24 protein-coding genes and 1 pseudogene are annotated in these 25,608 nt (G+C 64.4%); 16 read left to right on the top strand and 9 right to left on the bottom strand.

The annotated features are described in order from the left end of the window. Nucleotides 1-23 precede the first annotated feature (23 nt). From QFZ83_RS24130 to QFZ83_RS24150, 5 genes and pseudogenes are all read left to right on the top strand, one after another. Nucleotides 24-1,973: an acyl-CoA synthetase gene (locus QFZ83_RS24130; protein ID WP_307510688.1), complete on the top strand. Its 1,950-nt coding sequence runs from the start codon at nt 24-26 to the stop codon at nt 1,971-1,973. 42 nt (nt 1,974-2,015) lie between these two features. Next, nucleotides 2,016-3,013 (top strand): annotated as a pseudogene (locus QFZ83_RS24135) (Bug family tripartite tricarboxylate transporter substrate binding protein). 32 nt (nt 3,014-3,045) lie between these two features. After that, nucleotides 3,046-3,795 (top strand): electron transfer flavoprotein subunit beta/FixA family protein, encoded by a 750-nt coding sequence (locus QFZ83_RS24140; protein WP_307510689.1) that lies wholly within the window; start codon nt 3,046-3,048, stop codon nt 3,793-3,795. Between the two features lie 2 nt (nt 3,796-3,797). Next, the gene (locus tag QFZ83_RS24145; RefSeq protein ID WP_307510690.1) at nt 3,798-4,730 is read left to right on the top strand and encodes an electron transfer flavoprotein subunit alpha/FixB family protein; all 933 of its coding nucleotides are present in this window, start codon (nt 3,798-3,800) and stop codon (nt 4,728-4,730) included. Between the two features lie 439 nt (nt 4,731-5,169). Further along, on the top strand, nt 5,170-5,439 hold the full coding sequence (locus QFZ83_RS24150) for a hypothetical protein (protein ID WP_307510692.1): 270 nt from the start codon (nt 5,170-5,172) through the stop codon (nt 5,437-5,439). A gap of 83 nt (nt 5,440-5,522) precedes the next feature. On the opposite strand, the gene QFZ83_RS24155 is transcribed toward QFZ83_RS24150, so the two are convergent. Beyond that, nucleotides 5,523-6,005, bottom strand: a complete 483-nt coding sequence (locus QFZ83_RS24155) for a GreA/GreB family elongation factor (protein ID WP_307510694.1) — start codon at nt 6,003-6,005, stop codon at nt 5,523-5,525. Nucleotides 6,006-6,416: 411 nt separating this feature from the next. Here QFZ83_RS24155 and QFZ83_RS24160 point away from each other — a divergent pair, with 411 nt between their 5' ends. The 10 genes from QFZ83_RS24160 (at nt 6,417) to QFZ83_RS24205 (ending at nt 15,182) form a co-directional block, all read left to right on the top strand. Further along, nucleotides 6,417-6,926 carry a DUF1993 family protein gene (locus QFZ83_RS24160; RefSeq protein ID WP_307510696.1) on the top strand — a complete coding sequence of 170 codons (510 nt, stop codon included), beginning with the start codon at nt 6,417-6,419 and terminating at the stop codon, nt 6,924-6,926. A gap of 318 nt (nt 6,927-7,244) precedes the next feature. Continuing rightward, complete coding sequence (locus tag QFZ83_RS24165; RefSeq protein ID WP_307510697.1) at nt 7,245-7,742, top strand: Ish1 domain-containing protein; 498 nt, start codon at nt 7,245-7,247, stop codon at nt 7,740-7,742. A 106-nt stretch (nt 7,743-7,848) separates the two neighbouring features. Further along, on the top strand, nt 7,849-8,316 hold the full coding sequence (locus QFZ83_RS24170; protein ID WP_307510698.1) for a hypothetical protein: 468 nt from the start codon (nt 7,849-7,851) through the stop codon (nt 8,314-8,316). Nucleotides 8,317-8,356: 40 nt separating this feature from the next. After that, nucleotides 8,357-8,656 carry a hypothetical protein gene (locus QFZ83_RS24175; RefSeq protein WP_307510699.1) on the top strand — a complete coding sequence of 100 codons (300 nt, stop codon included), beginning with the start codon at nt 8,357-8,359 and terminating at the stop codon, nt 8,654-8,656. Nucleotides 8,657-8,712: 56 nt separating this feature from the next. Continuing rightward, nucleotides 8,713-9,402 carry a hypothetical protein gene (locus QFZ83_RS24180; protein WP_307510700.1) on the top strand — a complete coding sequence of 230 codons (690 nt, stop codon included), beginning with the start codon at nt 8,713-8,715 and terminating at the stop codon, nt 9,400-9,402. Nucleotides 9,403-9,943: 541 nt separating this feature from the next. Continuing rightward, a complete protein-coding gene (locus tag QFZ83_RS24185; RefSeq protein ID WP_307510702.1) occupies nt 9,944-10,525 on the top strand; it encodes a TRAP transporter small permease in 582 nt (193 codons plus the stop codon). Beyond that, a complete protein-coding gene (locus QFZ83_RS24190) occupies nt 10,522-11,820 on the top strand; it encodes a TRAP transporter large permease (RefSeq protein WP_013539321.1) in 1,299 nt (432 codons plus the stop codon). The genes QFZ83_RS24185 and QFZ83_RS24190 overlap by 4 nt, the downstream gene beginning before the upstream one ends. A 46-nt stretch (nt 11,821-11,866) precedes the next feature. Continuing rightward, nucleotides 11,867-12,904, top strand: coding sequence for a DctP family TRAP transporter solute-binding subunit (locus QFZ83_RS24195; RefSeq protein ID WP_307510704.1), 1,038 nt, complete (start codon nt 11,867-11,869; stop codon nt 12,902-12,904). A gap of 247 nt (nt 12,905-13,151) precedes the next feature. Continuing rightward, nucleotides 13,152-14,207, top strand: coding sequence for a nucleoside hydrolase (locus QFZ83_RS24200; protein WP_307510705.1), 1,056 nt, complete (start codon nt 13,152-13,154; stop codon nt 14,205-14,207). A gap of 159 nt (nt 14,208-14,366) precedes the next feature. Further along, a complete protein-coding gene (locus QFZ83_RS24205; RefSeq protein ID WP_307510707.1) occupies nt 14,367-15,182 on the top strand; it encodes a class I SAM-dependent methyltransferase in 816 nt (271 codons plus the stop codon). Between the two features lie 101 nt (nt 15,183-15,283). Here QFZ83_RS24205 and QFZ83_RS24210 read toward each other — a convergent pair whose 3' ends face one another. The 6 genes from QFZ83_RS24210 to QFZ83_RS24235 form a co-directional block, all read right to left on the bottom strand. Further along, nucleotides 15,284-16,021, bottom strand: a complete 738-nt coding sequence (locus QFZ83_RS24210; RefSeq protein WP_041942767.1) for an amino acid ABC transporter ATP-binding protein — start codon at nt 16,019-16,021, stop codon at nt 15,284-15,286. Nucleotides 16,022-16,056: 35 nt separating this feature from the next. Continuing rightward, nucleotides 16,057-16,746, bottom strand: coding sequence for an amino acid ABC transporter permease (locus tag QFZ83_RS24215; RefSeq protein ID WP_013539317.1), 690 nt, complete (start codon nt 16,744-16,746; stop codon nt 16,057-16,059). A 1-nt stretch (nt 16,747) separates the two neighbouring features. Next, complete coding sequence (locus QFZ83_RS24220) at nt 16,748-17,479, bottom strand: amino acid ABC transporter permease (protein WP_093441603.1); 732 nt, start codon at nt 17,477-17,479, stop codon at nt 16,748-16,750. A gap of 91 nt (nt 17,480-17,570) precedes the next feature. Further along, entirely contained in the window at nt 17,571-18,470 is a 900-nt protein-coding gene (locus tag QFZ83_RS24225) for an amino acid ABC transporter substrate-binding protein (protein WP_013539315.1), read from the bottom strand. Nucleotides 18,471-18,649: 179 nt separating this feature from the next. Beyond that, complete coding sequence (locus QFZ83_RS24230; RefSeq protein WP_307510709.1) at nt 18,650-20,104, bottom strand: aspartate ammonia-lyase; 1,455 nt, start codon at nt 20,102-20,104, stop codon at nt 18,650-18,652. A 174-nt stretch (nt 20,105-20,278) separates the two neighbouring features. Beyond that, entirely contained in the window at nt 20,279-21,271 is a 993-nt protein-coding gene (locus tag QFZ83_RS24235) for a LysR substrate-binding domain-containing protein (RefSeq protein ID WP_306880495.1), read from the bottom strand. 61 nt (nt 21,272-21,332) lie between these two features. Here QFZ83_RS24235 and QFZ83_RS24240 point away from each other — a divergent pair, with 61 nt between their 5' ends. Further along, on the top strand, nt 21,333-22,778 hold the full coding sequence (locus tag QFZ83_RS24240; RefSeq protein ID WP_307510711.1) for an amidase: 1,446 nt from the start codon (nt 21,333-21,335) through the stop codon (nt 22,776-22,778). On the opposite strand, the gene QFZ83_RS24245 is transcribed toward QFZ83_RS24240, so the two are convergent. Continuing rightward, nucleotides 22,775-23,713, bottom strand: coding sequence for a 2-hydroxyacid dehydrogenase (locus tag QFZ83_RS24245; protein WP_307510713.1), 939 nt, complete (start codon nt 23,711-23,713; stop codon nt 22,775-22,777). The two genes, QFZ83_RS24240 and QFZ83_RS24245, sit on opposite strands and share 4 nt — an antisense overlap. Before the next feature lie 46 nt (nt 23,714-23,759). Further along, nucleotides 23,760-25,592: an ABC transporter ATP-binding protein/permease gene (locus QFZ83_RS24250; RefSeq protein WP_307510715.1), complete on the bottom strand. Its 1,833-nt coding sequence runs from the start codon at nt 25,590-25,592 to the stop codon at nt 23,760-23,762. Nucleotides 25,593-25,608: the final 16 nt, after the last annotated feature.

The following is a 25,608-nucleotide window of genomic DNA, read 5'->3' on the forward strand; positions in this document are numbered from 1 at the left end:
CAAGACGACATCAAGGAGACAACATGACAGGCAACGACAACAACAACAAGAAGACGGCCGCTGCGCCGTTCCGCCCCCTGTTCCCGGTGCGCGGCCTCGCCGACATCCGGCGGCTGGAAGAAACGCCGCTCGAAGAAGCGCTCACGGTGCGCAGCACCTACGAGCTGTTCCGCAATTCCGGCGCGGCGTTCCGCGACAAGACGGCGCTGACCTTCTTGCGCAGCGGCAATCCGGCCGATGAGCCGATCCGCTGGTCGTATGCCCAACTGCTCGCGGGCATCCACCAGACCGCGAACCTGCTGCACACGCTGGGCGTGGGGCCCGAAGACGCGGTCGCGGTGCTGCTGCCCGGCTGCCTCGAATACCACCTCGCGCTCTGGGGCGGCGAAGCGGCCGGCATCGTGCAGCCGCTGAACCCATTGCTGACCGACGAGAAGCTGGTCGCGCTGATGACCGCGGCGCGCGCGAAGGTGTTGATCGCCTACGGCTCGGACGCCGAATCGGGCATGTGGTCGAAGGCGATGCGCCTGCGCGGCCAGGTGCCCACGCTCGCGACCGTGCTGCGCGTGGCGCCGCACGACGAAGCGCCCGGCGCTGTGGGCGCGCTGCCCGAAGGCGTAGCCGAGTTCGACGTACTGCGCGCGGCCCAACCGAGCGACCACCTCGTGAGCGGGCGCGACATCGCGCCCTCGGACATCGCCGCCTACTTCCACACCGGCGGCACCACCGGCGCACCCAAGCTCGCGCGCCACAGCCACGGCGCGCAGGTGTTCACCGCCTGGGCCAGCGTGCAGCTCGCGGGCATGAACGAGCACGGCATCTCCATCAACGGCTATCCGCTCTTCCATGTGGCGGGCGTGCTTCCGGCTTCGCTTTCGGCGCTGTCGGCGGGCGTGGAAGTGATCATTCCAACGCCCTCGCTGCTGCGCAACAAGGAGGTGCTGGCCAACTACTGGAAGCTGGTCGCGAAGTACCGGCCGACCTCGCTCTCGGCCGTGCCCACGGTGCTCGCGGCGCTGGCGAACGTGCCGCTCGATGGTGCGGACATCTCCTCGATCACTTATTGCCGCACCGGCGCCGCCGTGCTCGCGCCCGAGCTGGCCGCGCGCTTCGAGCGCCTGTTCGGCCTGCATGTTCACGAGAGCCTGGGCATGACGGAGATGGCCGGCATCTCGACCATTACGCCGCCCGGCGTGAACGGGCCTGCGGGCTGCGTCGGCTTTCGCCTGCCGTATTCGCAGATCCGCATCGTTGAACTCGACGACCACGGCAACGCGAGCGACCGCGATGTGGCGCCCGGAGCGCAGGGCATGGTGCTCTTCAAGTCGCCCAATGTGTTCTCGGGTTTTGTCGATCCGGCGGACAACGCAAAGGCCTTTACTGCCGACGGCTGGCTCGCGACCGGCGACCTGGGCTGGATGGACAGCGAGGAGCGGCTGAACCTCACGGGCCGCTCGAAGGACCTCATCATCCGCAGCGGCCACAACATCGATCCGAAGACCATCGAGGACGCGCTCGGCGCGCACCCTGCGGTGCAGCTGTGCGCGGCAGTCGGCGCGCCCGATGCCTATGCGGGCGAGCTGCCCGTGATCTTCGCGACGCTGGTTCCTGGCGCCTCGGCCACCGAAGACGAACTGCTCGCCTTCACCGCCGCGCGCGTGGACGAAGCACCCGCCAAGCCCAAGTGGGTGTCGGTGATCGGCGCGATGCCGATGACCAACGTCGGCAAGATCTACAAGCCCGAACTGCGCACGATGGCCGCGCGGCAGGTGGTGGCCGCGACTGTCGCCGAGTTGTGCGCCGAACTCGGCGCGAGCGATGCCGCATTGCCGTCGGTGACCACCGAAGGCGAAAGCCTCGTGCACGTGCAGATCGACGCGAATGCGGCGGGCGCACTCGCCGCAACGCTGCAGGAGCGGCTGCAGAAGGCGCTGGCACCGCTGCCCTTCAAGACACGCATCGCACTGAAGTGAACTGAACCTCAAGAGTTTCTGAAACCAACGGGAGACAAAACCATGACCCATTCATCCTCCAACCGCCGCGCCTTGCTCTGCGCCGCCGCATCGACCGCCGCGCTGTTCGCGCTGGCTCCCGCCCACGCCCAGGCGCCCTACCCGAACAAGCCGATCCGTCTCGTCGTGCCCTTCCAAGCCGGCGGCGCGACCGACGTGCTCGCGCGCGTGCTGGGCCAGAAGATGTCGGCCGGCTTCGGCCAGCCGGTCGTCATCGACAACAAGCCGGGCGCGGCCGGGATCATCGGCACGGATGCGGTCGCCAAGTCGGCGCCCGATGGCTACACCGTCGTGTTCTCGCTCAGCAATGCGCTGCTGACCAACGAGTTCCTCTACGAGAAGCTGCCCTACGACACGCAGCGCGACCTCACGCTGGTCTACCAGGTGGCGATGGGCCCGCTGGTGCTGGTGGTGCACCCGAGCGTGCCGGTGAAGACCGCACCGGAACTCTTGAAGTACGTGGCCGCGAACAAGGGCAAGGTCGCCTACGGCTCCTACGGCGTGGGTGCGTACCCGCACCTGGCCGGCGCGCACATGAGCCTCACGCAGCAGGCCGACATGAACCACGTCGCCTACAAGGGCGAGGCGCCGATGATCCAGGACCTGATCGGCGGGCAGATCCAGATGGCCTATGCGAGCGCGCTCGTGGCCAAGCCGCACATCGACGCGGGCAAGGTGCGGGCCATCGGCGTGAGCGGCGAACGCCGCATGGCCGCGCTACCCGATGTGCCGACGCTCGCCGAGCAGGGCCTGAAGGACGAGGCCTATCGCGTGACCGGCTGGCTCGCGTTCGCGGTGCCTGCCAAGACGCCCAAGCCCATCGTGGACCGCATCGCCGACGAAGTGCGCAAGGCCTCGCAGCAGCCCGACGTGCGCGAGCGCATCGCGGCCATGGGCTTCGAGTTGCGCGACAGCTCGCCCGAACTCTTGCCGCCGCCTGGAAGCAGGAGCGCCCGGTGTGGGAGCGCCTCATCAAGCAATCGGGCGCGAAGCTCGAGTGAACGAACCTCATCTGATTTCTGAAGGAACAACCATGAAGATTCTTGTGCCTGTCAAACGGGTCGTCGACTACAACGTGAAGGTGCGCGTCAAGAGCGACGGCACCGGGGTGGACATTGCCAACGTCAAGATGAGCATGAACCCCTTCGATGAGATCGCTGTCGAAGAAGCGGTTCGGCTGAAGGAAAAGGGCTTGGTCACGGAAGTGATCGCTGTCTCGTGCGGCGATGCGAAGTGCCAGGAAACGCTGCGCACCGCGATGGCCATCGGCGCGGATCGCGGCATCCTGGTCGAGACCACCGAAGAGCTGCAGCCTCTTGCGGTTGCCAAGCTGCTCAAGGCGCTGGTCGACAAGGAACAGCCCCAGCTCATCATCCTCGGCAAGCAAGCCATCGATGACGACGCGAACCAGACCGGCCAGATGCTGGCTGCGCTGGCTGACCTGCCCCAAGCCACCTTCGCCTCGAAGGTCGATCTCGCGGCCGACAAGGTCACCGTGGCGCGCGAAGTCGACGGCGGCATGGAAACGCTGACGCTCACGCTGCCAGCCGTCATCACGACCGACCTGCGCCTGAACGAGCCGCGCTACGTGACGCTGCCCAACATCATGAAGGCCAAGAAGAAGCAGCTCGACGTCTTCAAGCCCGAAGACCTGGGTGTGGATGTGAAGCCGCGCCTGAAGACCCTGAAGGTCAGCGAGCCGCCCAAGCGCGGTGCCGGCATCAAGGTGCCCGACGTTGCAACGCTGGTGGACAAACTGAAGAACGAAGCGAAGGTGATCTGAACATGACCGCACTTGTTATTGCCGAACACGACCACGCCAGCATCAAGCCGGCCACCCTCAATACCGTGACTGCAGCGCTGGCTTGCGGTGGCGACGTCCACGTGCTCGTGGCTGGTGCCAATGCCGCTGAAGCTGGCAAGGCCGCTGCGCAGATCGCCGGCGTGTCCAAGGTCATCGTGGCCGACAGCCCGAGCCTGGCCGAGAACCTCGCGGAGAACGTCGCTGCTCAAGTCCTCGCGATTGCAGCCAACTACAGCCACATCCTGTTCCCCTCGACCGCCAACGGCAAGAACGTCGCCCCGCGCGTGGCCGCCAAGCTGGATGTCGCGCAGATCAGCGACATCACCAAGGTGGACAGCCCCGACACCTTCGAGCGCCCGATCTACGCCGGCAACGCGATCGCCACCGTGCAGAGCAGCGACGCCACCAAGGTGATCACTGTCCGCACGACCGGCTTCGATGCAGCCGCCGCCACCGGTGGCACGGCAACCGTCGAAACGGCTGAAGGCGTGGCAGACAGCGGCAAGAGCACGTTCGTCGGCCGCGAGGTCACCAAGAGCGAGCGCCCCGAGCTGACGGCCGCCAAGATCATCGTCTCGGGTGGCCGCGCCTTGGGCAGCGCCGAGAAGTTCACCGAAGTGATGGCCCCGCTGGCCGACAAGCTCAACGCAGGCCTCGGTGCCAGCCGTGCCGCCGTCGACGCGGGCTACGCCCCGAACGACTGGCAAGTGGGCCAGACCGGCAAGATCGTCGCGCCGCAGCTGTACATCGCAGCCGGTATCTCGGGCGCGATCCAGCATCTGGCCGGCATGAAGGACTCCAAGGTGATCGTGGCGATCAACAAGGACGAGGAAGCACCGATCTTCTCGGTGGCCGACTACGGCCTCGTGGCCGATCTGTTCGTGGCTGTGCCCGAGCTGGTGAAGGCGCTCTGACCGCATCGCTGCATTGGGCCGGAGGGCATCGTTCGCGATGCCCTTTTTCGTATCCGCTGTATCTGAAGACAAGACATGAGAGCGTTCAGAGCCGCGGCGGACCGGCACGATACGGGCCCACGAGGTCCGCGCGCGGCGCGTTGCGGAAGCTGCATTTGTTGGCGGTTGCCGAGACTTCGCGCCGCATCGAACGCTCGCTTTGCTGCGTTCTTCTCTAAAGTGAATGCCCCTGTCACTCGATACCCCAACAAGGGGAGAAGGAAGGCGCAACACACCAAGCCACCACCGAGATGTTTGAAGGCTGCTTGCCTCGCGGCAGGTTGTCGGTGCGAAAGCAGCGATGCAAATGCGAGGTATCAAAAGGCGACGGCCGAGGTGTTACGAGCACCCCAGCCGTCTAACCAAGTTCGTGCAACACCTTCGAAGGAAACGCACAAAAATGGCTACCAAGACTATAGCCCGGCCTCGCACGCCGGTAGCTTCCGAAGACAGCGCCCAAGACCCGGCGGATCTTCTCGAAAACACCCTCTCTCAACTCGAAGCGCTCCTGTGGGTCTGCCATGGGGAAGACATCGACTGGTGCAGCGGTGATGGGCCTCGACAACTGGACAACCTGCTTTGGCTTGCGGCTGAACTGGCTCGCAAGGCTGGGGAGCTGTTTCAGGTGAGCGAGATGGCGCGACGTGAGGCGCTTGAGACTGGCGGTTAGCGGCTGGTCTGCGGGCTGCAGTTGTTGCAGCCCGACTGAAGCCTTCGTGGTGCAGGGAATTCGGTTCGGTTGAGGCTTGCGGCTCAATGAACCCACAGCACCTCAAACTGCCGTCGGGTCAGAGCCACCTGTATCGACACCTCATCACCCTCGCATTTGCCCAGCACGGCCCTGCCCAACGGTGCTTCGCTGCTGATGACCTGAACGAGCTGAGCGCCGCTGACCAACGTCATGCTGCCCCCATTCGGACCGAGGAAAAGCTGTTGCTGCTTGTCGTCGGAATCGACCAGGCAGACCAGTGCGCCGAGCTGTATGCCTTTGCTGGCGTCGTAGGGACGCGGGCGGAATTGGCGCCAATTGGCCATCGCCTGGCGGATCGCTTCGGCGCGCCGAGCTTGGCCGGTGGCCAGGTAGGCGGCTTCGAGTCCCAAGGTGTCGTATTTGTTTTCGGCGACGTTCTCTTCGTGAGTCGCCGTTTCATGGGCCGCCCGCACTGCCTGCTCGGCTTGCAGCAGGTCTTCGGCGAGCCGTTCCAGCACCTGCTGTTGCAGCAAGAATTTATCCATGACGAAAGGTCGGCATCTCGAGCAAGCGGGGGTAGGTTTTGAATATGAAGGGCTCCAGAACCCTTCGACGCTTATGTTTGTTGGCTGCAGGTTAACTTCAGCTCAGCTACGGGCCCATCCGCGCCGTTTCGCTGCCTGGTGTCGAACGGCAGTAGACAGTCAATCTGAAGCGTGCGTACGCGAAGGACAGCTGTGCAGCGATCGCGGTCTGTCGTGCATCTGCAATTGACGTCCGCTTCTTGCTGGTGAATTGCCCTTCGACACGGCTGCTCCGACTACCAGCGGGAAGAAAAGCTGGCCACAAAAGCCGGGGCGATTCAGTTCGCCCTGTGCTGTTAGCCTCGCATGGTCGGCAGGCCTTCTGCCACGCCAACTCCGGCCATCGCGCCCAATTTTAGAAGTGAACTCACCATGACCAGCCCGCTGTACAACGCCTCCGTTCCCGTCATGCAGCAGATGCTGCGCGCCCTGTCCGACGTGCTCAAGAAGGCCGAAGACCACGCGACCCAAAAAAATATCGATCCCAATGCGCTGCTGCAGGCGCGGCTGTTCCCTGACATGTTTCCGCTGGTACGCCAGGTACAGATTGCCGCAGACTTCTCCAAGGGCATTGCCTCCCGCCTGGCTGGTGCCGAGGTGCCGTCCTGGCCCGACACTGAGGTCAGCTTCGCCGACCTGCAAGCGTTGATCGTCAAAGCCTTGGCCCATATCGGCTCCTTCAAGTCTGAGCAATTCGATTCAAGCGAGAGCCGCGAGATCGTATTGCGCCCCGGCACCCCCAAGGAAAAGAAGCTGACCGCAGGCGCATATCTTCTGAACTATGGACTGCCGCAGTTTTTCTTCCACGTGACCACCACCTATGCCATCTTGCGCCACAACGGTATTGAGATCGGCAAGCGCGACTACATGGGTGCCTACTGATCCGAGACAGATAGGAGTTCAGCCACTCTGGCCACCGCCGCTCGATAGCAACCAGAGCCTCCGTCGCTGCGCGATTTCAGCTAACTGTGGACGGAGGCTTTATCTACCCTAATTTGCTTGGCGCCTGGTCAAAGCTGACCAAATGTCTGCTGCGTTAGTCTGTGAATTACACATTCGATCCGTTGCGAGCGTTCGACGTTGGTCTGCTGATGGCTGCTATGCAGCGATTGCCGACATTCCGAAGGGCTCGTGCGAATAGGTCCTATCGGCCAGAAGCTGACATCCGACACCGACCTTCATCAACCTGCAATTTGACCCATGGGTATTCTGTACACGGTCTGGCCGCTCGACTCCGATATGAAAGAGTGGCTGAGGTCGCAAGACATCGCTTTCCCAGATGCGTCCTCTCGATGGCCAACCCGTGAAGAGGTTGTCAAAACTCTGCGTGCTCTTCGGGGATTTCGCATTCGATACACGGAAAACGGGCCCGGCAAGAGATGGGATGCCGACATCACCGAGGGGCAGGATGGCGAGTGGTGGACGCTGCTTCATGCGGAGCCGAAAGGGGATGCCGACTTGACAACGGAAATCAGTTTCGAGAAGGGGGAGTCAGCGCTCATCATTGCGATTCTGCGCGACCTGTCTGCCGCGACTGGCCCCTTGGTTCTGATGGCAGACGTCGGTGGGCCGCCGTTGGTGGTCAGCCAGCGCTATTCTTTCGCGGCGTTGGTTCAGGAATTAAGTGCACCGGAAGAGGATGAGGTGCGCTGGCGGCGGCTTCTTGAAAATGCTCCCGGCGCTGCATCTACACATTGACTGGCAATGGTTCGTTTGGAGCGAACTTAGCACCGGTAGGTGCCCAAACTCCGAACCGGCGACCGACTACAGTCGGCCAGAACCAGACATTGACAAGGGTAACCTGATGCGAGACCAAGACGAGGTTTTGGAGCGACGGCGGGCGGAGCTGGAGGACTTCTACAAGGGCCTGCTACCGGCCTTGGTCGATTTCGTCGACCGCCTCGGAATTGGTCCTGCTCACGAAGTCCTCAACCATGCCCAGCAGTTTGCCCCGCACGTGGAGACGGCGCTGCGCGACCTCGCCCCGGCGGATGAAGACGACCGGACCTGGCTGCTTACGCGGGTTGCGTACTTCGTCGGCGAGTTCTTCGTCCAGAAGCACCAGGGTTGCTGGTACGTGAACGACGTGAAGGGGTCAAGGTACTTCGCCAGGTACGTGGTTGGACGTTTTCCCCGGATGCCGAACAGCGGAACGATGCTGGACCCGTTCGAGGTCGCGCGAGCCTTCGTGGACTCCGCCTGCCCGCGCAGGCTGAGCGACTTCCTGGAAGAGGTGGATGCGGCGGTCATGGGCCGGCCGCCACTACACTGACTCCACGCGGCCACAACCAGTCGTTCAACATCAACTCACAGTGAACCCAACCAAGCAGTTCATCGACGTGCTCTGGAAGCACGAAGACAACGAGGACCCTGTCCGATTGGTTTCTGAACTTGGCGAAGACCGCTGCGAGCTGCGCAAGCTGGAGTTCTTCCCAGATGGAACGGTCGATGCTGCGGATAGCGACCGCGAAACTCCGCGAACGCGTCTCGGCATCGGCGCCGTACCTTCGCTGGACGAAATCAACCAAGACCCGCAATTCGAAGTCGTAGCCATCACAGAGGAAGCGTTCGAGGCGATGTGGCTCGAACATGCCTGTCCTACGAAGCAGTGACCGAAGGCAGAATGCGGCCAAGACCGGACAACGGTGGACCAAATTCAACACGGCCTATGAACCAGATTTCCGATATGACCATAGGCGGGCGCTCGACGAGCGGCTTTTCAGATTTGAGCATCAACCGGGTGGTGTTCGACTCGGGCTACGTTCCTCTTTCGTCGGTGCCGGGAGATTTCACCCTTTTCTCTAATGTGAACCTAGCTGATGTGTCGCATATCAACTGCGACGTCCTCACTTCGCGGCTTGAGCGAATTTCAGTCAGCGGTCTCAAACGACTTGGTTCTAACCCACTGTTTCTATGGGGATGTGTATTCAACCAAGTCGAGCTCGCCGGGCATATGGGTGGGCTGAAAATTAACAGAAGAGTAGCAGCGGGAACGATTGCGACACCCGCTCAGCAAGAGGCTTGGGATCTCGCCGTCAAAACGTACTATGAAGGCGTGGATTGGGCGCTCGATATCTCGAAAGCAAAGTTCCCCGGCGGTATCACATTCGAGGCATTGCCTGGTCACAAAGTGAAGCGAAACATGGAGACGCAGGTACTCGTGAGACGCGACAAGCTCTCTGCTTTCGATTGGCAGAAGCTCGACTTCGGAGCTTCGGGCTTTGGTATCGCCCTGAGTTGGTTCCTAGATGGCTCGCAGTTCGATTCAGTAGTTCTTGCTGCACGAACCGCAAGCAAGTATGGAGCGCAGGATGTGGCTGTTTTGGACATGTTGCGGAGGCAAGGGCTGGCTGAGTAAGTCGCCAAAAGAACGGCCGCTTCAGAGAAAAATCGATGACCGCTTCGGGCCCATCCTTGCCCTTCGGGCTCCACGCGTGAGCGTCCGCAACCAATCTGAAGCGAACATTGAGCGTAGTCGTGCCAATGTCGAGCGCAACCGACACCAAGCCTTCGGACTTCTGCTTGTTCACCGCCCGTCTCTCACGAAAGCTCAGTAGTACGCCCCCGCACGTCCATCTGCAATCCGCCACAGCGGTCGAACCGCCAACCTCACCCCCGCACTCACCGTGCACAGGCCGTCGGGTACTCCCCTCCGCGAAATAAAGGAGGAGCCCGAAGGGCGGGGGACATTCGCGGAGGGGAGTGCCCGGCGGCCTGTGCACACACCCCGGAAGTGCCTTACACAAGCCCCGAAAGGAAGAGCCCAGCTAAGGAAACCCCCGATGCATGAATGGTCATCGACCCTCTAGCATCGGCGGCTGCTCTCCCCTGTCGAGGTGTACGGACCGCGTCCCGGCGTCCGCCCGGTGACATGGCGTGCCTCACCTGCCCTTTCTGCGATGACAACTCCTCCCGAGTCCGGCCCCACGCTGGACGCCGCCAGTCCCCTCCCCCCCGACATCGAAGCCGCCGACGAACCCACCAAGGTTCCGCTCGCCATCGAAGACTGGCTCACCGTCATCATCATGGGCGCGCTGGCGCTCATCACATTCGCCAACGTGCTGGTGCGCTACTTCACCAGCTCGTCCTTTGCCTGGACCGAGGAGTTCTCGGTGTTCCTCATGATCATGCTGGCGCTGGTGGCGGGCTCGGCCGCGGTGGCGCGCGACCGGCACATCCGCATCGAGTACTTCTCCGAGAGCGGCTCGATGGCGCGGCGCAAGCGCCTTGCGCAGTTCGGCGCGCTGATGATCGCGATCCTCTTCGGCCTGATCGGTACGCTCAGCATCCGCATGGTGTGGGACGACTACCGCTTCGAGGAAACCACGCCCGGCATCGGGCTGCCGGCCTGGTGGTATTCGATCTGGCTGCCGATCGTGTCCTTCGCCATCGCGGGGCGGGCCATCGGCCTCATGGTCCGGCGCGGGCGCAAGACGAACTACGCGTCCGACGACATCGGCCAAAAAGGCAACGCCAAGTGATCGCCACCCTGCTCTTCGTCGCCTTCGTGCTGATGATGCTGGTGGGCGTGCCCATCGGCGCCGCGCTCGGCCTGGCGGGCGCCGCCTGCATCGCGCTCGCCAACAGCGACGCCCAGTGGTTCGGCCTCCTGGCTGTGCCGCAGAACTTCTATGCGGGCCTGGGCAAATACCCGCTGCTGGCCATTCCGATGTTCGTGCTGGTCGGCTCGATCTTCGACCGCTCGGGCGTGGCGCTGCGGCTGGTGAACTTCGCGGTTGCCATCGTCGGGCGCGGCCCCGGCATGCTGCCGCTGGTGGCGATTGCGGTGGCGATGTTCCTCGGCGGCATCTCGGGCTCGGGCCCGGCCAACGCTGCCGCCGTGGGCGCGGTGATGATCGCGGCCATGTCGCGCGCCGGCTACCCGGCCGCGTTCTCGGCCAGCGTGGTGGGCGCCGCGGCGGCCACCGACATCCTGATTCCGCCGTCGGTCGCGTTCATCGTGTACTCGGTGCTGGTGCCGGGCGCCTCGGTGCCGGCGCTGTTCGCGGCCGGCATGATCCCCGGCATCATGGCCGGCCTCGCGCTGATGATCCCGGCCGTGTGGCTGGCCCGCAAGCACAAGATGGGCGCGCTCGAGGCGACGCTGCCGCGCCCGCCGTTCTGGAAGAGCTTTCGCGAAGCGATCTGGGGCCTTGCGGCGCCGGTGCTGATCCTCGGCGGCATGCGCGCCGGCTGGTTCACGCCGACCGAAGCGGCGGTGGTGGCGGTGTTCTACGGCCTCTTCGTGGGCATGTGCATCCACCGGACGATCAAGGTGCGCGACCTGTTCGTCATCTTGCGCGAATCGGGCGAGCTCTCGGCGGTGATCCTGCTGGTGGTGTCGCTCGCGGGCATCTTCGCGTACTCGCTCTCGACGCTGGGCATCATCGATCCGGTGACGCGGGCCATCGTGAATTCGGGGCTGGGCGAGTACGGCATCCTCGCGCTGCTGATTCTGCTGCTCATCACCGTGGGCATGTTCCTCGATGGCGTGTCGATCTTCCTGATCTTCGTGCCGCTGCTTCTGCCGATCGTGCAGTACTACAAGTGGGACCCGGTGTGGTTCGGCGTGATCCTCACGCTCAAGGTCGCGCTCGGCCAGTTCACGCCGCCGCTTGCGGTGAACCTCATGGTCTCGTGCCGCATCGCCAAGGTGCGCATGGAAGAGACCGTGCGCTGGGTCGGCTGGATGCTGTTCTCGATGTTCGTGGTGATGGTGCTGGTCATCGCATTCCCCGAACTGGCGCTCTGGCTGCCGCGCAAGCTGGGCTACTGATTTTTTTGTTCCACATTTCGTTCCATCTACAAAGAGGAGACCTTCCATGAAATTCCGCCGCACCCTGCTGGGCCTCGCCGCTGTCGCCGCCACGCTCGGCCTCTTCTCGACCGGCGCCATGGCGCAGGCCGCCTACAAGCCCGAGTACAAGATGTCGCTCGTGCTCGGCCCGCCCACGCCTTGGGGCCAGGCCGGAAAGATCTGGGCCGACCTCGTGAAGGAGCGCACTCAGGGCCGCATCAACATCAAGCTGTACCCGGGCGTGTCGCTCATTCAAGGCGACCAGACGCGCGAGTTCAGCGCGCTGCGCCAGGGCGTGATCGACATGGCCGTGGGCTCGACCATCAACTGGTCGCCGCAGGTCAAGCAGCTCAACCTGTTCTCGATGCCTTTCCTCATGCCCGACTACGCGGCCATCGATGCGCTCACGCAGGGCGACGTGGGCAAGGAAATGTTCAAGACCCTCGACAAGGCCGGCGTGGTGCCGCTCGCGTGGGGCGAGAACGGCTACCGCGAGATCACCAATTCGAAGAAGCCGATCAAGTCGCCAGAGGACATGAAGGGCATGAAGATCCGCGTGGTCGGTTCGCCGATCTATTCGGACATGTTCACCGCGCTCGGCGCCAACCCCACGCAGATGAGCTGGGCCGATGCGCAGCCCGCGCTCGCGAGCGGCGCGGTCGATGGACAAGAGAACCCGCTCTTCCTCTTCACCGTGCTCAAGATGCACACGGTGGGCCAGAAGTTCGTGACCACCTGGGGCTATGTGGCCGACCCGCTGGTGTTCGTGGTGAACAAGGAAATCTGGGCCTCATGGACCCCGGCCGACCAGGCCATCGTGCGCCAGGCCGCCATCGATGCGGGCAAGCAGGAAATCGCGATCGCGCGCAAGGGCCTCGTGGAAGCCGACAAGCCGGTGCTGAAAGACATCGCCGCCATGGGCGTGACGGTGACCAGCCTCACGCCGGCCGAGCGCGAAGCCTTCGTGAAGGCGACGCGCCCGGTGTACGACAAGTGGAAGTCGACGGTCGGTGCTGATCTGGTGGCGCAGGCCGAGAAGGCGATTGCCGCGCGCAAGAAGTAAGCAGCGTTTTCACAACACCGCAAGGCCTTCGATGGCCGCACCAAGGCCCCGCTTGCGGGGCTTTTTCTTTGCCGGTTGCGCACTTTCAACTGCAACGAAAATGGCGGGAGAAATCCTTGGTTTGCGGATCGTCCGATGCCCCGCGGCAGACGCCAAAAACCCGCCTTCGATTTCATGCCGCCGACGCGAAATGCTCTGGCAGACTGGTTTTCACCGCGCGTTTTTCGCGCTTCAAGGAAGCCCATTCATGCCTCTCTCTTCGCGTTGGAAAGCCGATCTTTCCTCGTTCCTTCTCGCGGGACTCGCCCTCTTGATGACCACCAGCATCGCCCCGACCGCAGCGCACGCCGCCGACGCCAATACGGTGCACACGCTCATCATCGACACCGACCCCGGTGCCGATGACGTGATCGCGTTGCTGTTCGCGATGGCATCGCCCGAGACGCTGAAGATTCAGGCGCTGACCACGGTGGCCGGCAACGTGCCGCTCGCGAAGACTTCGCGCAATGCGCGCCTCGCGCGCGAGTGGGCCAAGCGACCTGACATCCCCGTCTACGCCGGCGCGCCGCGTCCCCTGCTGCGCACACCGATCTATGCGGCCGACATTCACGGCAGCGAGGGCATCACGGGCGTGAAGGTGTTCGAGCCGAAGCAGCCGCTGGCCGATGGCAACGCCGTCGACTACCTGATCCGCACGTTGCGCGCCGCACCCGAGAAGAGCGTGACGCTCGCGATGCTCGGGCCAGAGACCAACCTCGCGCTGGCGCTCACGCAAGCCCCGGACATCGTGCGCGGCCTGCGCGAGCTGGTGCTGATGGGTGGCGCGCACTTCAATGGCGGCAACATCACGCCGACGGCAGAGTTCAACGTGTTCGCCGATCCACATGCGGCCGAGATCGTGCTGAAAAGCGGCGTGCCGATCACCATGCTGCCGCTGGACGTGACGCACAAGATCCTCACGAGCCCCGAGCGCATCGCCAAGCTGCGCGGCATCGGCAACCAGGCGGGCAAGACGGTGGCCGACATCCTCGATGCCTACGTGCAGCACGACATGCAGTACTACGGCCTGCCCGGCGGGCCGGTGCACGACGCCACTGTCATCGCCTACCTGCTGCAGCCCTCGCTCTTCAAGGGCAAGCAGGTGAACGTGGAGGTCGACAGCCGCGAAGGCATCGGCTTCGGCCAGACGGTGACGGACTGGTACGGCGGCCTGAAGCGCCCCGCCAACGTCAACTGGATCGCCGAAGGCGATGCGCAAGGGTTCTTCGATCTGCTGACGCAGCGCATTTCTCGCTTGCCTTGAGCGGCACCGCCCCAGGGCGACGTTGACTCGAGTGGTCGGCGCGGCGCACCATAGCGCACCGTCGCCCAAGCCCAACACGCGGCGGACTCGTTGGGGAGGCCCGCCCCGCTCTGCAGCAGGTGATCCAACACGCCATTTCAGAGCTTTCGAGGAGCTCTCATGGCTGAAAGCGACAAGGTGTTCGCGGGTTCGATCCCGAAGTTCTACGACACGCTGATGGTCCCCCTGATCTTCGAGGCCTATGCCACCGACATGGCCGCACTTGTTGCCGCCTTCTCGCCTGGCTCGGTGCTTGAAACGGCGGCAGGCAGCGGCGTGGTCACGCGGGCGCTTGCCCCCAGACTCGGCGCCGGCGCGCGCTACGTGGTGACCGACCTCAACCAGCCCATGCTCGACTACGCCGCCACCCGGCAAGGGGCCGATAGCCGTATCGAGTGGCGGCAGGCCGACGCGCTCGCCCTGCCGTTCGAAGATGCCTCGTTCGATGTCGTTTGCTGCCAGTTCGGCGCGATGTTTTTCCCCAATCGAGTGGCTGGCTACGCCGAGGCGCGCCGTGTGCTGAAGCCGGGCGGGCGCCTTGTCTTCAGTGTCTGGGACCGTATCGAGGAGAACGCCTTTGCCGACGACGTCACCAACGCCGTCGCCACGGTATTTCCGCAGGACCCTCCGCGATTCCTGGCCCGCACGCCGCACGGTTATCACGACACCGCACTGATACGCGAGGACTTGAGCCGCGCAGGGTTCACCGACATCGGCATCGAGACGCACGAGAAGCTGAGTCGCGCCCCCTCGGCGCGCGACGTTGCCACCGCCTATTGCCAGGGGACGCCGCTGCGCAACGAAATCGAGACACGCGACGCCAGCTTGCTTCAGCTCGCAACGGAGCGCGCGACGGAGGCGATCGCCAGCCGCCATGGCGAACAGGGCCCGGTGGCCGGCAAGATCCAGGCGCATGTGATCGTGGCGGCGGGATAGCAGGGTTCCGGCCTTCTTCGACAAGGCCTTGCCGGCCCCATGAAAAAAGCCACGCTGCGGAACAGCGTGGCTTTTGTCTTTGCGCCGCAGCAGCGAATCGATCAGTGCTGCAGGATCTTGTTCAGGAAGTCCTTCGTGCGCGGCTGACGGTTCTCAGGGTGATTGAAGAACTCGTCCTTCGCGCAGTCTTCCAGGATCTTGCCGCCCACGTCGATGAAGATCACACGGCTCGCGACCTTGCGGGCGAAGGCCATTTCGTGCGTGACCACCATCATGGTCATGCCTTCCTTGGCCAGGCTCACCATCACGTCGAGCACTTCGCCGACCATCTCGGGGTCGAGCGCCGAGGTGGGTTCGTCGAACAGCATCACGATCGGGTCCATCGACAGCGCACGGGCAATCGCCACGCGCTGCTGCTGGCCGCCCGAGAGCTGGCCCGGGAACTTGTCCTTGTGCGCCATCAGGCCCACGCGGTCGAGCATCTTCAGGCCGCGGGTCTTGGCTTCGTCGGGCGTGCGGCCCAGCACCTTGATCTGCGCGATCGTGAGGTTCTCGGTCACCGACAGGTGCGGGAACAGCTCGAAGTGCTGAAACACCATGCCGACCTTGGAGCGCAGCTTGGGCAGGTTGGTCTTGGGGTCGTGCAGCGGGATGCCGTTGACAGTGATCTCGCCCTTCTGGAAGGGCTCGAGCGCGTTCACGGTCTTGATGAGCGTGGACTTGCCGGAACCCGACGGGCCGCACACCACCACCACGTCGCCCTTGGAGATGTTCACCGAGCAGTCGTTGAGCACCTGCACCGGGCCATACCACTTGGAGACGTTCTTGATTTCGATCATTTTTTCGGACATTTCTTTCTCTCCGGTTCAGCCACTCAGCGAATGATGGCGATCTTCTTGTGGAGGCGCTTCACGAGCCACGACAAGGCATAACACATGACGAAGTACACGACGGCTGCGAGCAGGTAGGCCTCGATCGGGCGGCCGAAGTTCTTGCCGGCGGTCTCGAAGCCCTTGAGCATGTCGTAGGCACCGATGGCATACACCAGCGAGGTGTCCTGGAACAGGATGATGGTCTGCGTGAGCAGCACCGGCAGCATGTTGCGGAACGCCTGCGGCAGCACCACCAGGCGCATGTTCTGGCCGTAGGTCATGCCCACCGCCTGGCCCGCATTCACCTGGCCGCGCGGGATCGACTGGATGCCGGCCCGCATGATCTCGGAGAAGTACGCAGCCTCGAACGCGACGAAGGTGATCACGGCCGAGATTTCGGAGCGGTAGTTCGAACCGAGCGAACCGAACAGCGAATAGAACGACGCCGGCACGAGCAGGAAGAACCACAGGATCACCATCACCAGCGGAATGCTGCGCATGCCGTTGACGTAGATGGCGGCGGGCGTATCGAGCCACTTCTTGCCCGACAGCCGCATGAGCGCGAGGATCGTGCCGAAGATCACGCCGCCGATCGTGGCCACCACCGTCAGCATGATGCTGAAGTAGAAGCCCTTGATGACGAAGTTGCTGATGACGTCCCAGTTGTAGAACGACAGGTCGAGATTCATCATGTCAATGACCTCCGCCGCCAGCGCTGGCCGAGACGATGAAGCCCGGCACGCGGGTCTTCTTCTCGATGAACGCCATGAGCCGGTTGATGGCCAGGGCCGACACCACGTAGCACGCCGTCACCGCGAGGTAGACCTCGATGCCGCGCGAGGTTTCTTCCTGCGCCTGCATGGCGAACATGGTGAGCTCGGTGACCGACACGGCGAACGCGACGGACGAGTTCTTGAAGATGTTCATCGTCTCGCTCGTGAGCGGCGGGATGATGATGCGGTAGGCCATTGGCAGGATCACGTAGCGGTAGTACTGCGTGGTGGTGAAGCCCACCGCCATGCCCGCATAGCGCTGGCCCTTGGGCAGCGCCTGGATGCCTGAGCGCACCTGCTCGGCGATACGCGCCGAGGTGAAGAAGCCCAGCGCCAGCACCACCAGGATGAAGCTCGGCACGCCCTTCATCACGGGTATGAGCGCCGGAATCACGTGGTACCAGAGGAAGATCTGCACCAGCAGCGGGATGTTGCGAAAGAGCTCCACCCATGCATTGCCGAACCGCACCAGCCATGGGCTGTCGGGCAGCGTGCGGATGATGCCGATCAACGAGCCCAGCACCAGCGCCACGACCAGCGCCAGCAGCGCCACCGACACCGTCCAGCCCCAGGCCGAGAGCATCCACTGCCAGTAGGTCGGATAGTCCCCCCCCGGGTCCTGCAGGAACACCTGCCAATCCCAGTTTCCCATTTCTTACTCCTTCACCGTCTTCGACAAAACCGTCCCTTGAAAAGAAACGCCCACCGCGAAAGGTGGGCGTCATTCACGCAGCGACGCGCGCTTATTCCTTGGTGACGTACTCTTCCGCGGGCTTGTCGTTCGGGTTGGCCCACGCGTTCTTGGTGGCTTCGCCCAGCGGCAGGTTGATCACGACATTGGCCGGGGGAATCGGCTTCAGGAACCACTTGTCATAGAGCTTGGCGAGCTCGCCCGACTTGGCCTGTGCCTTGATGCTGTCGTCCACGGCCTTCTTGAAGGCCGGGTCGTCCTTGCGGATCATGATGCCGATGGGTTCCACGGCCAGCACGTCCGGCAGGATCTTGTAGTCCTTGGGCGACTTCGACTTGGCGGCGAGCGCGGCCAGGATGGAACCGTCCATCACGAAGGCGTCGGCACGGCCTGTTTCCAGCAGCAGGAAGCTGTCGGAGTGGTCCTTGCCGTAGACCTCCTTGAAGCTCAGGTTCTCGGCGCGCTTTTGCTTGCGCACGGTCTGCAGCGGCGTGGTGCCGGTGGTGGTGGCGACCGTCTTGTCCTTCAGGTCGGCCAGCGAGTTGATGCCCGAGTTGGCCTTGACGACGATCTTGGTTTCTTCGACGTAGGTGGTCACGCCGAAAGCCACGTCCTTCTGGCGGGTGGCGTTGTTGGTGGTCGAGCCGCACTCGATGTCCACGGTGCCGTTCTGCACGAGGGGAATGCGGTTCTGCGAGGTGACGGGCTGGAACTTGACTTCGAGCTTCTTGCCAGCGGCCTTCTCGAGGTCCTTGATGATGTTGGCGCAGACGTCGTAGTGGAAGCCGGTGTACTGGCCGTTGCCCAGCGTGTACGACAGGCCCGAGGATTCACGCACGCCTTCGGTGATAACGCCCGAGGCCTTGATCTTGGCCAGGGTGTCATTGGCCTGAGCGAAGGCGCCGCTTGTGGCGAACGCTGCGATTGCCAATGCCATTGCTTGTTTTTTCATACAGAAAACTCCTGAGGGTGACTGAAACAGATACAACTAAATTCTAGACATACATATTTTGCGTGATACCCGGACCAACCCGGTGCATCCGGGGGGCATCCCCGCATGTCTTGCACCGGCCGCGCGCATTGCAGCGCCAGCCTGGTGCGATCCTGCCTCCTGGCATTGTCCGACTTTCACTAAGCAGCCTTTGTGCCCGAAGGCTCGGCAGCCGGCGGGACCGGTGCGGCGGACAGGCGCACCGGCTGGGTCAGGTTCTCGGGCACCAGCAGCGCCTCCATTTCGGCGCGCGTCATGATCCCGAGCGACTCCGCCACCAGGTCGATGGGCCCGCCCGTGGCGAGCGCCGTCTTGGCGATGAGCGCCGCCTTCTCGTAGCCGATGAGCGGATTGAGCGCAGTGACCAGCGTGACCGATTCGCGCACCCGCTTGGCCAGGAACTCCCGGTTGGCCTCGATGCCGTCGACGCAGTTCAGCTGCAGCGTGTTGCAGGCGTTGCCCAGGTGCTTGATGCTCTTGAACAGGCTCCAGCCCATGATCGGCTCGAAGGCGTTGAGCTGCAGTTGGCCAGCCTCCGATGCCATCGTCACGGTGATGTCGTTGCCGATGACTTCGAAGGCCACCTGGTTCATGACTTCCGGAATCACCGGGTTGACCTTGCCCGGCATGATCGAGGAGCCCGCCTGCCGCGCGGGCAGCCGGATCTCGCCGAAGCCGGCCTGCGGGCCGCTGGAGAGCAGGCGCAGGTCGTTGCAGGTCTTGCTGAGCTTGGTGGCCACGCGCTTCAACACACCCGAGAGCTGCACGAAGGCGCCCGTGTCCTGCGTGGCCTCGATGAGGTTGGCGGCCTGCTTGAGCGGCACGCCGGTCTGCTCGGCCAGGTACTGGCAGGCGAGGTTGGCATAGCCGTGCGGCGCGTTGATGCCGGTGCCGATCGCGGTGGCGCCGAGGTTGATTTCCTCGATGAGCGAGCGGGCCTCGCCCAGCCGCGCCTCGTCCTCGCCGATCATGATCGCGTAGGTCAGGAACTCCTGGCCCAGCGTCATCGGCACCGCGTCCTGCAGCTGGGTGCGGCCGATTTTCAGGATGTCCTTGAACTCGAGCGCCTTGGCCTCGAAGCTGCGGCGCAGCGCGGCCATGGCTTCGAGCAGCTTGCCGATCGCGAACCACAGCGCCAGGCGCACCGCCGTCGGGTACACATCGTTGGTGCTCTGCGAGGCGTTGACGTGGTCGTTGGGGTGCAGCACGTCGTAGCGCGCCTTCTCGTGGCCGAGTTTTTCGAGCGCGAGGTTGCAGATCACCTCGTTCGCGTTCATGTTGGTCGAGGTGCCAGCGCCGCCCTGAATCACATCGACCACGAACTCGTCGAGCAGCTTGCCTTCGATGATGTCCTCGCAGGCCAGGATGATCGCGGCGGCGCGGTCGCGGTCGATGGCGCCCAGGTCGGCGTTGGCGCGGGTCGCGGCCTTCTTCACGAAGGCCAGCGCGCGCACGAGGTCGGGCATGGCCGAGATGCGGGTGCCGGAGATAGCGAAGTTCTCGACGGCGCGCGCCGTGTGCACGCCCCAATAGGCGGCAGCAGGAATCTGCTTCTCGCCGAGGAAGTCGTGTTCAGTCCTGAAATTGGAGTTCATACGGGGTTCCTCGGCTTAAAAAAAAGCACGCGAGTGGCGCGTGCCGGAGAAGGATGCTGTGACAGCAGTGAAAAACTGCCGCGACTGTAGTACCCCAGTGCTCATGGCGCCAATGCTGAATCCGGGGGGCCCCATGCACGGCATTTATAGATTGTGCGGCGCACAAATCCGGTGTCAGAGGGTGGCCGGCTGGGTGCCGACAAGGTACGACCAGAGCGCGTCGGCCGTTCGCTTGGGCTGGATGCCTTCGGACACCGCCGCCACCTTGGCAGACCGGCCATTGCCGGTCTTCACGGGCACCGGGGCGCTCGGCTTCTCGCGGTAGGCGCGGATTTCCATCGTCGCCTCCAGGCTGTCGATCTCGGGCGGTAGCGCGCTCACGAGTTTGCGGGCCTTGATCTCCTTGCGCACCGCGCTCTGCGGCAGGAAGGCGATGCCATGGCCTTCGAGCGCCATCACCTTCAGGCCCTCGGCCATGTCGGTCTCGTAGACGCGGTCCAGGTGGATGGCCGTGCCCGACTCCTTGAGCAGTTGGTCGACCACGCGGCCCAGGTAGGCGCCGGGCGCATAGCCCAGGTAAGGGAGCGGTTGGCCCGGGCGGCCCGGCAGCCGGAAGCGCGGGGCGCCGTCGGCATCGGCCTTGACCCAGGGGGCCACGGTTTCCTCGCCGAGGCTCACCATCTCGTACTTGTTGTTGTCCAGCTGCAGCGGCTGCGAGGGGTGGTGGTAGGCGATCAGCAAATCGCAACTGCCCTCGACCAGCCGCAGCACCGCGTCGTGCACGTTGAGCGCGATGAGCCGGCTCTTGATCGGCCCGAAGTGCTCGCGCAGGCTGGTCACCCACGAGGGGAAGAAGGTGAAGGCCAGCGTATGCGGCACGGCGATCTCGATCACGTCCTGCCCGGCGGCCGAGTGGCCGCGCAGCATGGCCCGGGTGCTCTGCAGCGACTGCAGCATCTCGATGGCCTGGCTATAGAGCGTCTGGCCCGCGGGCGTGAGCCGCGTGGGGTAGGAGCTGCGATCGACGAGGTCGGTGCCGGCCCAGCCTTCGAGCGCCTGGATGCGGCGGGAGAACGCCGGCTGCGTCACGTGCCTCAACTGGGCCGAGCGGCTGAAGCTGCGGGTCTCCGCCAAGCTGATGAAGTCTTCAAGCCACTTTGTTTCCATGAGTGACGATTATGCGAGCGCCGCGCCATACTGGGCGCCTCCTCCTTTACCCGCATCCGCCATGCCTTCAGACGACCTGCTCGCCCTCAGCGCCACCGAACTCTCGCGCCGCATCGCAGCGCGCGAGGTGTCCTGCCACGAACTCATGCAGGCCTCGCTGGCCCGCATCGAGGCGCTGAACCCGCGCTTCAATGCCATCGTCTCGCTGCGTGAACCGCAGCAACTGCTGGCCGAAGCGAGCGAGCGCGATGCCGAACTGGCACGCGGCGAACGGCGCGGCTGGATGCACGGCTTTCCGCTCGCGGTGAAGGACCTGAGCCATGCCGCAGGGCTGCCGACCTCCATGGGCTCGCCCCTGTCGCCGCGCTCGCCTGCGCGCACCGACAGCCTGCACGTCGCCCGCATGCGCGCGGCCGGCGCCATCGTCATCGGCAAGACCAACACGCCCGAGTTCGGCCTCGGCTCTCACACCTACAACACCGTGTTCGGCATCACCCGCAACGCCTATGCGCCCGAGCGCAGCGCGGGCGGCAGCAGCGGCGGCGCGGCCGTGGCGCTGGCCCTGGGCATGCTGCCGGTGGCCGACGGCAGCGACATGATGGGATCGCTGCGCAACCCCGCCGCCTTCAACAACGTGATCGGCATGCGTCCCTCGCGCGGCCGCGTGCCCGGCGATCCGGAGCAGGAGCTGTTCTTCCAGCAACTGGGTTGCGAAGGGCCGATGGCGCGCACGGTGGAAGACACGGCGCGGCTGCTCGCGGTGCAATCGGGTTTCGACGGGCGCGTGCCGCTGTCGTCGCCGCATGCCCTGCCCTCGCCCGACGAACTCTCGCTCGATGGCGACGGCAAGGGCCTGCGCATCGGCTGGCTCGGCAGCATCTGGCCCGAGCTGCCGCTCGCGCCCGGCATCCGCGAACTCGGCGAGAAGGCGCTCGACACCTTCCGCACCATCGGCTGCGAGGTCGAACCCTGCACGCTCGACGTGCCGCGCGAGCACAACTGGAGCGCGTGGCTGCGGCTGCGGCAACTGCTGGTCGGCGGCAAGCTCGGCGCGTACCTGAGCGATCCGAAGCTGTTCGCGCAGTTGAAGCCCGAGGCGCAATGGGAAATCGAGCAGAGCCGGCACCTGGATGCGGCGTCGCTGTACCAGGCGTCGCTCTATCGCTCGAACGTGTACCGCGCGTTCCTGAAACTCTTCGAGCGCTTCGATTTCGTCGTGGCGCCGACCGCGCAGGTCTTTCCATTCGATGCCGAGCTGTACTGGCCTGCCGAAGTGGGCGGGGTGAAGAGCGATACGTATCACCGCTGGATGGAGATCGTCACGCCGTTCACGCTGGCGGGACTGCCGACGTTGAATGTGCGCGCCGGCTTCGGCGAAGGCGGTTTGCCGATGGGGCTGCAGCTCGCCGGGCCGATCCATGCCGACCTCGACGTGCTGCGGCTCGGGCATGCGTATGACCAGGCCTGCGGCTGGGGCGCGCGGCGCCCTTCGGCGCTGGCTGCCTAGATCGGCGTCAGTACGCCACGCCCCGCGAAGTGCCCTTCGGCATTCGCGAGGAAGTGATCCACCGACTTCTGCGTCGCCTCGGGCGACCAGCCCGCCATGTGCGGCGTCAGCAGGACGTTGTCGAGACCCACGAGCGGCTCCGGCCGCTTGGGTTCGCTCTCGTAGACATCGACACCCGCGCCCGCGATGCGGTTCTCGCGCAGCGCCGCACCCAGCGCCTCGGTATCTACCACGCTGCCGCGGCCGATGCTCACCAGGTAGCCCTGCGGCCCGAGCGCATCGAGCACCTCGGCATTGACCAGGTGCTTGGTCGCCGGGCCGCCCGGCGCGGCGAGCACCAGGAAGTCGGCCCAGGCGGCGAGCGACTTCAGGTCGTCGAAGTAGCGGTGCGTCGCGCCTTCGCGCGGCTTCCGGTTGTGATAGCCGATTTCCATGTCGAACGCCGCCGCGCGCTTGGCGATCTTCTGGCCGATGGTGCCGAGCCCCAGGATGCCCAGCTTCTTGCCCGACACGTTCGGCGGCTGCGGAATGGCCTCGCGCCACACGCCTTCGCGGCACAGCCGGTCGAGCTTGCGGAGCTCGCGCACGACGCCGATCAGAAGGCCGAAGGCGTGGTCGGCCACGCAGTCGTCGTTGGTGCCGGCGCCGTTGGCGGTCACGATGCCGCGGGCGCGCGTCACCTCGAGCGGCACGCATTCGTAGCCCGCGCCCAGGCAGCAGATCAGCTCGAGCGCCGGCATCGCCGCGATTTCCTCGGGGGTGACGCCGATCACGCCGATGGTGAGCACCGCGCGGAATGCCTTGCCGCGCTCGGCGATGGCGGCCGCGCGTGCGGCGGGGTCGAAGGCGTAGGTCACGTCGTAGACCTCTGCAAGCTGGGCCTGGTGGGCGCTCGAGAGGCTGTTGAGCACCAGCAGGGGAATCTTGGTCGACACGTCTGAACTCCTGGATCGAGTAGAGGAAAAGGGTTGAATGATCGGGCTAGAGCAGAGGCGCCGCTTCGCTCTTCTGCAAAGCCCACATCTGGGCATAGCGGCCTTGCTTGGCGAGCAGCTCGGCGTGCGTGCCGCGCTCGACGATCACGCCGGATTCGAGCACGAGGATCTCGTGCGCATCGACCACGGTCGACAGGCGGTGCGCGATCACCAGCGTGGTCTTGTCCTGCGCAGCGCTCTTGAGCTCCGACTGAATGGCGCGCTCGTTAGCCGAATCCAGCGCCGAGGTGGCCTCGTCGAAGATCACGATCGGCGGATTCTTCAGGAGCGTGCGCGCGATGGCCACGCGCTGCTTCTCGCCTCCCGAGAGCTTGAGGCCGCGCTCGCCCACCGTCGTTTCGTAGCCCATGGGCGTGGCCGAGATGAAGTCGTGGATGCGTGCAGCCCGCGCTGCGCCTTCGACCTCTTCGCGCGTTGCACCGGGGCGGCCGTACGCGATGTTGTATTCGACCGTGTCGTTGAAGAGCACCGTGTCCTGCGGCACGATGCCGATGGCCCGGCGCACGCTCGACTGGGTGACCTCGCGAATGTCTTCGCCGCCGATGGTGATGCGGCCCTGCTGCACGTCGTAGAAACGGTAGAGCAGCCGAGCCAGCGTGGACTTGCCCGACCCCGACGGCCCGACCACCGCCACCGTCTTGCCGGCTGGAATCTCGAAGCTCACATGCTTGAGGATCGGCCGCGCGGGTTCGTAGGCAAAGTTCACGTCCTCGAAGCGGATGGTGGAATCGATGCCGGCCAGGGGCTGCGCATCGGGCGCATCGCGCACCTCGCGCTCCTTCTCCATCAGCACGAACATCTTGTCCAGGTCGGTCAGGCTCTGCTTGATCTCGCGGTAGATCACGCCCAGGAAGTTGAGCGGAATGTAGAGCTGGATCATGAAGGCGTTGACCATCACCAGGTCGCCCAGCGTCATGCGCCCTTCGACCACGCCCGAGGTGGCGCGCCACAGCATCAGCACCAGGCTGATCGCGATCAGCAACTGCTGCCCGATGTTGAGCATGCTCAGCGTGCGCTGGCTCTTGATGGCCGCCTTGCGGTAGCGGTCCAGGCTCGCGTCGTAGCGCTTGGCCTCGAACTCCTCGTTGTTGAAGTACTTGACGGTTTCGTAGTTCAGGAGCGAATCGACCGCGCGGCTCTGGGCCATCGAATCGAGCTCGTTCATGGTCTTGCGGAACTGGGTGCGCCACTCGGTCACCGTCACCGTGAAGGCGATGTAGAGCACCAGTGCCGCCGCGGTGATCCAGACGAACAGCGAATCGAACTTCACGCCCAGGATCGTGAGCACCAGCACCAGCTCGATGATGGTGGGCACGATGCTGTAGAGCGACATCGAGATGAGCGAGTGCACGCCGCGCGTGCCGCGCTCGATGTCGCGGGTCATGCCCCCGGTCTGGCGCTCCAGGTGAAAACGCAGGCTCAGCGAATGCAGGTGGCCGAAGACCTCCAGCGCGATCTGCCGCGCCGTGCCCTCGGTGGCCTTGGCGAAGATCAGCTCGCGCAGTTCGCCGAAGAGCGCGGTCGAGAAGCGCAGCAACCCGTAGGCCAGCAGCAGCCCGATCGGCACGATGAGCAGCGCCTGCGCCATGTCCGGCTTGGGCGTCATCGTGTCGATGAGGTTCTTCAGCAGCACCGGCACGCCCACGTTGGCCACTTTCGCGCCCACCATGAACGCGAGCGCGGCCATCACGCGCCACTTGTATTGCCAGAGGTAGGGAAAGAGCCGGCGCAGCGTCGCCCAGTCGGAGCGGTCGCTTTTCGCCGGTGGATGGCCGGAGACGGTATGGGAAGGGGGAAGGGCTTCGCCGCTGCGGCGCATGAGGGACAATCGTGGT

The sequence above is a fragment of the Variovorax sp. W1I1 genome (genome assembly GCF_030815625.1).
GTDB lineage: Bacteria > Pseudomonadota > Gammaproteobacteria > Burkholderiales > Burkholderiaceae_C > Variovorax > Variovorax paradoxus_C.

Coding starts and splice junctions, on each gene's coding strand:
- QFZ83_RS24130 (WP_307510688.1), top strand. CDS start 24: ATGACAGGCAACGACAACAACAACAAGAAGACGGCCGCTGCGCCGTTC.
- QFZ83_RS24140 (WP_307510689.1), top strand. CDS start 3,046: ATGAAGATTCTTGTGCCTGTCAAACGGGTCGTCGACTACAACGTGAAG.
- QFZ83_RS24145 (WP_307510690.1), top strand. CDS start 3,798: ATGACCGCACTTGTTATTGCCGAACACGACCACGCCAGCATCAAGCCG.
- QFZ83_RS24150 (WP_307510692.1), top strand. CDS start 5,170: ATGGCTACCAAGACTATAGCCCGGCCTCGCACGCCGGTAGCTTCCGAA.
- QFZ83_RS24155 (WP_307510694.1), bottom strand. CDS start 6,005: ATGGATAAATTCTTGCTGCAACAGCAGGTGCTGGAACGGCTCGCCGAA.
- QFZ83_RS24160 (WP_307510696.1), top strand. CDS start 6,417: ATGACCAGCCCGCTGTACAACGCCTCCGTTCCCGTCATGCAGCAGATG.
- QFZ83_RS24165 (WP_307510697.1), top strand. CDS start 7,245: ATGGGTATTCTGTACACGGTCTGGCCGCTCGACTCCGATATGAAAGAG.
- QFZ83_RS24170 (WP_307510698.1), top strand. CDS start 7,849: ATGCGAGACCAAGACGAGGTTTTGGAGCGACGGCGGGCGGAGCTGGAG.
- QFZ83_RS24180 (WP_307510700.1), top strand. CDS start 8,713: ATGAACCAGATTTCCGATATGACCATAGGCGGGCGCTCGACGAGCGGC.
- QFZ83_RS24185 (WP_307510702.1), top strand. CDS start 9,944: ATGACAACTCCTCCCGAGTCCGGCCCCACGCTGGACGCCGCCAGTCCC.
- QFZ83_RS24195 (WP_307510704.1), top strand. CDS start 11,867: ATGAAATTCCGCCGCACCCTGCTGGGCCTCGCCGCTGTCGCCGCCACG.
- QFZ83_RS24200 (WP_307510705.1), top strand. CDS start 13,152: ATGCCTCTCTCTTCGCGTTGGAAAGCCGATCTTTCCTCGTTCCTTCTC.
- QFZ83_RS24205 (WP_307510707.1), top strand. CDS start 14,367: ATGGCTGAAAGCGACAAGGTGTTCGCGGGTTCGATCCCGAAGTTCTAC.
- QFZ83_RS24210 (WP_041942767.1), bottom strand. CDS start 16,021: ATGATCGAAATCAAGAACGTCTCCAAGTGGTATGGCCCGGTGCAGGTG.
- QFZ83_RS24215 (WP_013539317.1), bottom strand. CDS start 16,746: ATGATGAATCTCGACCTGTCGTTCTACAACTGGGACGTCATCAGCAAC.
- QFZ83_RS24220 (WP_093441603.1), bottom strand. CDS start 17,479: ATGGGAAACTGGGATTGGCAGGTGTTCCTGCAGGACCCGGGGGGGGAC.
- QFZ83_RS24225 (WP_013539315.1), bottom strand. CDS start 18,470: ATGAAAAAACAAGCAATGGCATTGGCAATCGCAGCGTTCGCCACAAGC.
- QFZ83_RS24230 (WP_307510709.1), bottom strand. CDS start 20,104: ATGAACTCCAATTTCAGGACTGAACACGACTTCCTCGGCGAGAAGCAG.
- QFZ83_RS24235 (WP_306880495.1), bottom strand. CDS start 21,271: ATGGAAACAAAGTGGCTTGAAGACTTCATCAGCTTGGCGGAGACCCGC.
- QFZ83_RS24240 (WP_307510711.1), top strand. CDS start 21,333: ATGCCTTCAGACGACCTGCTCGCCCTCAGCGCCACCGAACTCTCGCGC.
- QFZ83_RS24250 (WP_307510715.1), bottom strand. CDS start 25,592: ATGCGCCGCAGCGGCGAAGCCCTTCCCCCTTCCCATACCGTCTCCGGC.